The 8309-nt window shown below is 34.4% G+C and carries 12 protein-coding genes; 9 read left to right on the forward strand and 3 right to left on the reverse strand.

All coding sequences use genetic code 11. The features are described 5' to 3' along the window. The 4 genes from ACK5ON_RS04850 to ACK5ON_RS04865 form a co-directional block, all read left to right on the forward strand. A partial coding sequence (locus ACK5ON_RS04850; RefSeq protein ID WP_409820400.1) for an MMPL family transporter occupies positions 1-451 on the forward strand: 451 nt, incomplete at its 5' end. A gap of 75 nt (positions 452-526) precedes the next feature. Next, entirely contained in the window at positions 527-1975 is a 1449-nt protein-coding gene (gene asnS / locus ACK5ON_RS04855; RefSeq protein ID WP_409820402.1) for an asparagine--tRNA ligase, read from the forward strand. 78 nt (positions 1976-2053) lie between these two features. After that, a complete protein-coding gene (gene rpoN / locus ACK5ON_RS04860; RefSeq protein WP_409820405.1) occupies positions 2054-3514 on the forward strand; it encodes an RNA polymerase factor sigma-54 in 1461 nt (486 codons plus the stop codon). A 15-nt stretch (positions 3515-3529) separates the two neighbouring features. After that, positions 3530-4135 carry a hypothetical protein gene (locus tag ACK5ON_RS04865; protein WP_409820408.1) on the forward strand — a complete coding sequence of 202 codons (606 nt, stop codon included), beginning with the start codon at positions 3530-3532 and terminating at the stop codon, positions 4133-4135. Here the strand turns inward: ACK5ON_RS04865 and ACK5ON_RS04870 are convergent. Further along, the gene (locus ACK5ON_RS04870) at positions 4130-4822 is read right to left on the reverse strand and encodes a porin family protein (RefSeq protein ID WP_409820410.1); all 693 of its coding nucleotides are present in this window, start codon (positions 4820-4822) and stop codon (positions 4130-4132) included. The two genes, ACK5ON_RS04865 and ACK5ON_RS04870, sit on opposite strands and share 6 nt — an antisense overlap. Positions 4823-5616: 794 nt before the next feature. On the opposite strand from ACK5ON_RS04870, the gene ACK5ON_RS04875 reads away from it, so the two are divergent. The 4 genes from ACK5ON_RS04875 to ACK5ON_RS04890 are packed head-to-tail and all read left to right on the forward strand — an operon-like array spanning position 5617 to position 7184. Next, complete coding sequence (locus tag ACK5ON_RS04875) at positions 5617-6372, forward strand: hypothetical protein (RefSeq protein ID WP_409820413.1); 756 nt, start codon at positions 5617-5619, stop codon at positions 6370-6372. Position 6373: 1 nt separating this feature from the next. Next, positions 6374-6769 carry a DUF5675 family protein gene (locus tag ACK5ON_RS04880; protein ID WP_409820416.1) on the forward strand — a complete coding sequence of 132 codons (396 nt, stop codon included), beginning with the start codon at positions 6374-6376 and terminating at the stop codon, positions 6767-6769. A gap of 36 nt (positions 6770-6805) precedes the next feature. Beyond that, positions 6806-7021: a hypothetical protein gene (locus ACK5ON_RS04885; RefSeq protein WP_409820419.1), complete on the forward strand. Its 216-nt coding sequence runs from the start codon at positions 6806-6808 to the stop codon at positions 7019-7021. Continuing rightward, a complete protein-coding gene (locus ACK5ON_RS04890) occupies positions 7008-7184 on the forward strand; it encodes a hypothetical protein (protein ID WP_409820421.1) in 177 nt (58 codons plus the stop codon). Before ACK5ON_RS04885 ends, ACK5ON_RS04890 begins: the two co-directional genes overlap by 14 nt. Before the next feature lie 87 nt (positions 7185-7271). On the opposite strand, the gene ACK5ON_RS04895 is transcribed toward ACK5ON_RS04890, so the two are convergent. Together ACK5ON_RS04895 and ACK5ON_RS04900 are read right to left on the reverse strand one after the other, a co-directional pair. After that, on the reverse strand, positions 7272-7451 hold the full coding sequence (locus ACK5ON_RS04895; protein ID WP_409820423.1) for a hypothetical protein: 180 nt from the start codon (positions 7449-7451) through the stop codon (positions 7272-7274). Positions 7452-7480: 29 nt separating this feature from the next. Continuing rightward, the gene (locus ACK5ON_RS04900) at positions 7481-7903 is read right to left on the reverse strand and encodes a DUF6943 family protein (protein WP_409820426.1); all 423 of its coding nucleotides are present in this window, start codon (positions 7901-7903) and stop codon (positions 7481-7483) included. 210 nt (positions 7904-8113) lie between these two features. On the opposite strand from ACK5ON_RS04900, the gene ACK5ON_RS04905 reads away from it, so the two are divergent. Next, positions 8114-8309: hypothetical protein (locus ACK5ON_RS04905; protein WP_409820429.1), on the forward strand; the 196-nt coding region annotated here is incomplete at its 3' end.

Here is an 8309-nt window from a genome sequence, read left to right on the forward strand (position 1 = left end):
TATTACATCTGGTTTGATGGGGTATTTTGGTATTCCTTTAAAACCATCAACCATTTTGGTTTTCAGTATTGCGTTTGGAATTTCTGTGGACAATGCCATACAATTTATGGCAAAATACCGCCATGATTTAATTCAGAACGGCGGAAAAATCAAAAAAGCAGTTATTAGTGCACTTCACGAAACGGGTATTAGTACTTTTTATACATCAGTCGTATTGATTTTTGGTTTTGCTATTTTTACCTTATCAAGTTTTGGAGGAACAATTGCTTTAGGTGGATTGATTTCAGTAACATTAACGTTTGCGATGTTTGCCAATTTAGTTGTCCTACCAGCATTAGTATTGACTGTGGAAAAATGGAGTGGTAAACAAGATGACATGGAAGAACCAAGTATCAATATTTATAGAGATAATAACGAAGAAGAAGATTCCAACGAAACAATAGAAAAATAAAAAATTATATTTGCCATATATTTCATAAATCTATTCCGATAGCTATCGGGACTAAAATTTAAATCAACTTTTTAAATGAAACATTCGAAAGTAAAAACATTACTAAACAGCACAAAATCAAACTATGAAGTAACCGTAAAAGGTTGGGTAAGAACTTTTAGAAACAATCAATTTATTGCGTTGAACGATGGTTCAACCATTCATAACCTTCAATGTGTAGTCGATTTTGAAAACACACCCGAAGAAATCTTAAAAAGAATAACTACAAGTGCTGCCGTTTCTATAACTGGAAATTTAGTTGAAAGCAAAGGTGCAGGTCAAAAATATGAAATACAAGTAACCAAGCTTGAAATTCTTGGTGATAGCGATGCAGAATTATATCCAATTCAATTAAAAAACAAACCGAGTTTGGAATTTTTAAGAGAAAAAGCCCATCTTAGAGTTAGAACTAATGCTTTCAGCGCCATAATGCGAGTGCGTTCTGTATTGTCATTTGCGGTGCATTCTTATTTTCAAGAAAAAGGATTTTTCTATGTAAACACACCCATTATAACAGGTTCCGATGCCGAAGGTGCAGGTGAAATGTTTAAAGTGACCGCTTTGCCTTTCGATGGAACACCAAGAACTGAAGATGGAAAAGTAAACTATGCAGCTGACTTCTTCGGAAAAGAAACCAACTTAACGGTTTCGGGACAACTAGAAGCCGAAACTTTTGCTATGGCATTGGGTCAGGTGTATACTTTTGGCCCAACGTTTCGTGCAGAGAATTCCAATACCTCACGTCACTTAGCTGAGTTTTGGATGATTGAACCCGAAGTGGCTTTCAATGATTTGAACGACAACATGGATTTGGCAGAGGATTTTATCAAGTATGTCATCAAATTTACTGTTGAAAAATGTGCCGATGATTTGAAATTCCTTGAAGGAAGATTATTGGATGAAGAAAAGCAAAAACCACAAGCAGAACGAAGCGAAATGACTTTGTTGGAAAAATTAAACTTCGTTTTACAAAACGATTTCAAACGTGTTTCTTATACCGAAGCCATTGACATTTTAAAAGATTCAACGCCAAATAAAAAGAAAAAATTTCAATACCCAATAGAAGCATGGGGTGCCGATTTACAAAGTGAACACGAACGTTTCTTAGTTGAAAAACATTTCAAATGTCCGGTGATTTTATATGATTATCCGGCAAAAATTAAAGCATTTTACATGCGTTTGAATACCGATACCGAACCAGGAAAAGAAACCGTAAGAGCTATGGATATTTTATTTCCAGGCATTGGCGAAATTGTTGGAGGTTCACAAAGAGAAGAGCGCTTTGATGTTTTAGTGGAAAAAATGAAAGCACTTGGTATTGATGAACAAGAATTATGGTGGTATTTAGACACAAGAAGATTTGGTTCAGCGGTGCATTCTGGATTTGGATTAGGTTTTGAAAGATTAGTGCTTTTTGTAACTGGAATGACCAATATTCGTGATGTCATTCCTTTTCCAAGAACGCCAATGAATGCAGAGTTTTAAAAAGTTTATAGTTCATGGTTTATAGTTTGTAGTTAACAACCATAAACCAATAACAACAAACCATAAACTAAAAAATATATGTTAAAACAATTCTTAAATCTAAAATTATCCCAAAAATTATCTCCACAGCAAATCCAGCTGATGAAGTTAATTCAACTGCCTACGCAAGCTTTTGAACAGCGATTGAAAGAGGAATTGTTCGAAAATCCCGCTTTGGAAAGTGGCAAAGAGGAAGAATCATATGAGAAAGACGAGTTTGACAATAATGACGACTATGACGATTATGAAGGAACTGAAAACATTGAAACCGAAATCAATATTGACGAATATTTAAGCAACGACGAAACGCCCGATTATAAACTTCAAGCCAATAATTATAGCGATGACGATGATGACCGTGAATCGCCTCTTGCTGAATCTATCAGTTTTCATCAAGATTTAATTAACCAATTGAACACTTTTATACTCACCGATGAGCAACGCAGTATTGCCGAATTTCTTGTTGGAAGTATTGATGATGACGGTTATTTAAGAAGAAATGTCCAAGATATCGTTGACGATATGGCGTTTACGCAAGCCATTTATACCGATGAGAAAACCGTTGAAAAAATAGTGCATATCATTCACGAATTAGAACCTTCGGGAGTTGGAGCTCGAGATTTGCAGGAATGTTTATTGTTGCAATTGAAACACAAAACCCCAACGGAATATGTGGAATTGGCAATTGATTTACTCGAAAACCAATTTGATGCTTTTACCAAAAAACATTACGATAAACTACTTCAGAAATACGAGATTACGCAAGAGAAATTAAAAAAAGCAATTGAAGAAATCGAAAAATTAAATCCAAAACCTGGTGGTTCTTTTGACAGTAGCAGTCGTGTGGTGGAACAAATTGTTCCTGATTTTGCTATCAGAATTGTGGATGGGGAACTAGAATTGACTTTAAACGGCAGAAACGCACCAACGTTGCATGTTTCCAAAGATTATCAGGAAATGCTACAAACCTATAAAGACTCTCGAGATAAATCGCATTCGCAAAAAGATGCGGTGCAGTTTATCAAACAAAAACTGGATTCGGCCAAATGGTTTATCGATGCTATTCGACAACGCCAAGAAACGCTTTTTGTGACCATGAATGCTATCATGCATCTACAACAAGACTATTTCCTTGATGGCGAAGAAACCAAGTTAAAACCCATGATTCTAAAAGACGTTGCCGATATGATTGGTTTGGATGTTTCTACGGTTTCTCGTGTAGCCAATAGCAAATATGTAGACACGCCTTATGGCACCAAATTGATAAAAGAATTCTTCTCAGAATCCATGAAAAACGACCAAGGCGAGGATGTTTCTACCTTAGAAATCAAAAAAATCCTAAAAAACATCATCGAAGAAGAAGACAAAAGCAAACCTTTGCCCGATGATCAATTAGCCGAAATTCTTGGTGAAAAAGGATACCCCATTGCCCGAAGAACCATTGCGAAATATAGAGACTTACTCGATATTCCTGTGGCGAGAATGAGGAAGAAGATTTAAAATTAAATTACTGTTTTGAAAAAAATCCTCCCTTTTTTTTCCTATCTCTTCCACCCTATTTTCGTTCCGCTTTTTGGAACTGTTTTCTATGTTTTGTTAGACTCCATTTATTTAACCACTGCACAATATTTGCTCTTGTTTCTGCAAATTGTCATCATCACTTTTTTGTTGCCGATTGCTTTTTTTTACTTGCTAAGAACATTTGGCAAAATAGACAGTGTCATGCTTTCGGAGATTTCGCATCGCAAAATTCCGTTGCTGCTTCATATTATGTTGCTTACTGTTTTAATCAATAAAAGCATCACTCTGGATCGATTTCCATTATTGTATTGCTTTTTTCTAGGAGGAATCATGAGTGCTGTTCTTGCTTTTTTATTGTTGTATGCCAAAATAAAAGCCAGTATTCACATGATTGGCATCAGTGCATTAACCTTTTTTATTATTGGATTGAGTTTAAAAAATGAGGTGAACACCGTTTCGCTTGTTGCCTTTTTTGTAATAATAAATGGGCTTGTGGCTTCTTCACGATTGGTAATGAAAGCGCATACTAACAAAGAATTGTTGATTGGTTTTGTATGTGGCACACTACCACAATTAGGATTATTCTTTTTATGGTTATAGAATGTAAAACATCAACCCAATATTGAGTGTACTCATGTCAATGGATTGATTATCAATTTTTGCCGAAGATGTAAACAACGGGTTAAAACCATAGTACATATAAAGGTTCAAAGTATTCCAACCAACTGCTGCATAGGCACCATAATGAAATGCATTTAAATCAGTATTCCCAGAACTTTTTATTTTGGATGTAGTAGATACAAATTTATAACTGTCATAAAATAAATAACTCAATTTTAGTCCGGTATAAATTCTCCAAAATTTATGACTTTCTGGCGTTGAATTTCGCCATCGGATTTCGATAGGTAGGTCTACAAAATGCAATGATAATTTGTCTTTAGAATAATTAACATCTTGACCTATTAAGTTATAAGTGTTATTCCCGCCAACGTTAGTAATCACTATGTTTTGATTGTAAACTGAAAAAGAATAGCCCAATCCTGCCGCAATAGCAAAAGTTCTGCTTTTATTTAACGGCATGTCTCTAAGAAATCCAAGGGCAAAACTAGTAGCAAATTTATTTTGACTAAAACCGTCAGGTGTTTTCCTAAGACTATTATAAGTAAAATTTATATAAAATTGGTCTTCGCGATATAAAGAATCGATAGCATCAAAATCGATTTCATCTTTTTGAGCAAAGACACTCAAGGAAGCAAAAAAAGTTAAGATGAAAAGATAGACTCGCATAAAACTAATTTTAAGAAGAATAAGCAGAGAGGATGGGATTTTACAACCATTCCTAACTAATTGTTATTAAACATTTTGAAACTTAAATAAAATTTAGGTAACCGAATTTACCCCCTTTTGAATCGTTATGATTTACATTAATTTGTAAGTTGTAAAAGTACGAATAAAACCCAATTAAAAAAAGTGTTTAGAATAAAAGAATACCAAAATATGAACTAGTTATTTGAAACTATTTCTATAGCCATCGGAAAAAATTTGATTATTATATTTTTCAAAATTTAACCAAAAATTAAATGAGCTACTTGTTCATATTTTAATCCTGCATAAGAACAAAACTCTTCGATAGTTAGAAACTCATTTTCGAGCTTGTTGAGGTCAGTTTTCACTTTTTGCATTAATCTGGTACTTTGACGATAACTCTTTCCTGTTATGCGCTGTATGTCTTTCGGATAGATGCAAACCCTCTGTTTTTCAAATTTCATACATTATCTATGCCTTTAACTAGGCTTTGATTAACTTAAACCTATTAATTAGTAAAGTTAAAGATTATACAAAAGTAATATTTTTTGAAATATAAATTTATTCTGCAATTTAAGTCGGTTTAAGCCACTTTTTAATGCGCATTTATGACTATTTGAGCCATTTGTGTCGCATTGCGACATATGGAACAGGTTGCTCTTTTTTAATCTGTTTTATTGACTAAAATTTGTTCTCAAATCAATCTAAGGATGTTGCAACAAGAATGATGATTGAGGGAATTGTTCACTGATTTATAAACAAAAATTTTAGAAGTTATGGCTAGACAGAAAGGCATAATTAAGTTGAAAGGTACTATTGGCGATATTACTTTTTATAAAACCCAAGACGGACACTTGGCAAGAGAAAAAGGCGGAATTGAAGCTAGTAGAATTGCAAGTGATCCTGCGTTTCAAAGAACGCGTGAGAATGGTTCTGAATTTGGACGTGCCGGAAAAGCAGGTAAAGTTTTGCGAACTGCTTTAAGAGCGTTGCTTTTGAATTCTGCTGATGGTAGAATGGTAAGCCGTTTAACTCAGCAAATGGTAAAAGTTATTCAAGCGGATTTAATTAACGAAAGAGGTTTGAGAAACGTAATCGATGGCGAAGCTGAATTATTGACTGGATTTGAGTTCAATATTCGTGGTAAGCTAGGAACTAGTTTATTTGCTCCTTTTGTAGGTGCAATAGATAGAGTTACTGGAGAAATTACTGTGGATTTGGCTCCATTTATTCCAACCAATATGATTGCTGCACCAAGTGGAACTACTCACTACAAAATTATTTCAGCTGGAGCTGAAATCGATTTTGAAGCTGAAACGTTTGTAGTTGCCAATTCGGAAACTGCGATTTTACCTTGGGATGCAGTTGCTACGGTTGCTATCGCTCAAGTAAATGTGGTTACTCCAGCGAGCACCAAACCACTTTTCTTGGCATTAGGTGTTGAGTTTTATCAACAAGTAAATGGACAAATGTACCCACTTAAAAATGGTGCATACAATCCATTATCGCTAGTGCAAGTAAGCGGATTGTAGGATGGTTTTAGAACTATCGAGAACTTATTTCCCGGATGGAACAAACGGTAAACTCGAATGCGAGGGCAAATTGATTTGTTACACCATTAAATTGCCTTGGAAGAATAACGAAACGAAGGTTTCCTGCATTCCTGAAGGGAAATATTTTATTAGAAAACGATACAGTGCAAAATATAAATGGCATATAGAATTGGTGGATGTACCGAATAGAAAGTTTATTCTTTTTCATCCTGCCAATAATGCTCAAAAAGAATTGCAAGGTTGTATCGCTCCTGTTATTAAACTTTTTGGTCCTAGTTTAGGTTTGATGTCGAGAAAAGCTTTTACTAAGCTTAAAGACTTTGTTTACAAAGCTTTGGACAATAAAGAAAGTGTTGAAATACTTATCCAATCTTGATTTCCGCCGATGCGGAAATGACAATAAAAATTAATTATGAAAAAAATCATTAATAGAGCAAAAGCTCCCACACCAAAGTTTTTCAAAGTGCTTCGAACTGTTGGGTTGGCATTAGCTGCCGTTGGTGGAACTATTATAGCTGCTCCAATTGTTTTACCTGCAATAGTTACAACTATTGGAGGTTATGTTGCAGTAGCTGGAGGAGTTTTGTCAGCTGCAAGTCAGCTTACTACAACCGATGACAGCCAATAATCCCACATTGATAGGAACTGCTGGTGGCACATTTCTAAGTATTGTACCTAATCTTTCTTCTGATGATATTGCCAAAACGGTTGTCTTGGCTACTGTTGGCGCGGTAGTTAGTTTTACGATTTCGTTACTGCTTAAAAGCCTAAATAAGAAGCACAAAAAATAAGTTTAGCCCTATCCCGAAGTTTCGGGAGTGGTGACCTCTGGGTTAGACAAATTGGAAGCCAAGTCGTGAGACCTGGCTTTTTTGATTTTAAACTTCTCCAAATTGATTGAGTATCACCTCAACCACTACAATTTTTGAATTATACCAATACAAATCGTTGTATTTTGCATAATCTAATGCTTTAATTCTGCTATCAAAAGCACCAAAAAATACTCGTGATTCTTTTGACTTCCATCTATCGGTTTGAAATAATAAAAATACGCTCATAGGATTGATTTTTAGGATTAATAAATAAATTATTTGTTGCAGTAGCGATGTAAAATCACTCTTCGCATATCGTTGATTAAATTGATATTTTCGTGAAATTGTTTTTCTTTTTGCTCCAAAAGTTTGAGAGCTGCAACGTGTTTAATGTGAGCTTCGTGTTCTTCCATCATAATTTTAGACTTTATAAAAAACTCTTTTTTGAAATCGTTAAGGCGTAAAAATGGAATTACAGAACCAACCAAATGTTGATTCCAAAAATTAGTTTTCCATAAACTATAAGCAACAAAATAAAGGTTTTCACAATCCTGTTCTAAATCAAATATGACTACAAAACTGTTTGTAAATGGCTCTTTTTGTGGCTTTCCGCTGTTCATCCCTTTGTTAAGTAGGAATAAATGCGGTTTCGAGTAAATCGTGCCTTTTTTGTGGGTTTTAATAATGAAATTCTGCATAACATTCTGCTTTAAAAATTGATTAGATTTTTAATTTTTTCGCAGATTTTCTCTTGAAATGGAGGTTTGCCTCGCTACGCTCCGCCCATTAAAATTTTTTTCGCTAAATGTTATTTAAAATCGGAAGCGAAGAATATTCATTTCAAAAGAAAAAAAAGAAAAAAAGAAAGCCATTCGTCCAAGTGGAAGGTTTCAAAAAAGCAAGTTTTTTTGAAAAAATACTACCTGATAAGGTGGAGATTTTTTCTGAAACCCGCAGGGCTTGAATTTGCTTTTTTGAATACCTGGAACTTACCTTTGCTCTCTTTTTTTTTATTTTTTGTTTTGATTTCAAATACTAAACGACATCGTATAATCGGAATTTTATTTGAAGGAATGAGAGTTGATTTGAAAGATAGACGTCTTC

This window comes from Flavobacterium sp. (assembly GCF_046317795.1).
Classification (GTDB): Bacteria; Bacteroidota; Bacteroidia; order Flavobacteriales; family Flavobacteriaceae; genus Flavobacterium.

What these genes read in the sequence shown, in the direction of transcription:
- ACK5ON_RS04880 (WP_409820416.1), top strand. Translation starts at nt 6,374, where the DNA reads ATGGTTTTAGAACTATCGAGAACTTATTTCCCGGATGGAACAAACGGT.
- ACK5ON_RS04875 (WP_409820413.1), top strand. Translation starts at nt 5,617, where the DNA reads ATGGCTAGACAGAAAGGCATAATTAAGTTGAAAGGTACTATTGGCGAT.
- ACK5ON_RS04870 (WP_409820410.1), bottom strand. Translation starts at nt 4,822, where the DNA reads ATGCGAGTCTATCTTTTCATCTTAACTTTTTTTGCTTCCTTGAGTGTC.
- ACK5ON_RS04890 (WP_409820421.1), top strand. Translation starts at nt 7,008, where the DNA reads ATGACAGCCAATAATCCCACATTGATAGGAACTGCTGGTGGCACATTT.
- ACK5ON_RS04900 (WP_409820426.1), bottom strand. Translation starts at nt 7,903, where the DNA reads ATGCAGAATTTCATTATTAAAACCCACAAAAAAGGCACGATTTACTCG.
- rpoN (WP_409820405.1), top strand. Translation starts at nt 2,054, where the DNA reads ATGTTAAAACAATTCTTAAATCTAAAATTATCCCAAAAATTATCTCCA.
- asnS (WP_409820402.1), top strand. Translation starts at nt 527, where the DNA reads ATGAAACATTCGAAAGTAAAAACATTACTAAACAGCACAAAATCAAAC.
- ACK5ON_RS04895 (WP_409820423.1), bottom strand. Translation starts at nt 7,451, where the DNA reads ATGAGCGTATTTTTATTATTTCAAACCGATAGATGGAAGTCAAAAGAA.
- ACK5ON_RS04885 (WP_409820419.1), top strand. Translation starts at nt 6,806, where the DNA reads ATGAAAAAAATCATTAATAGAGCAAAAGCTCCCACACCAAAGTTTTTC.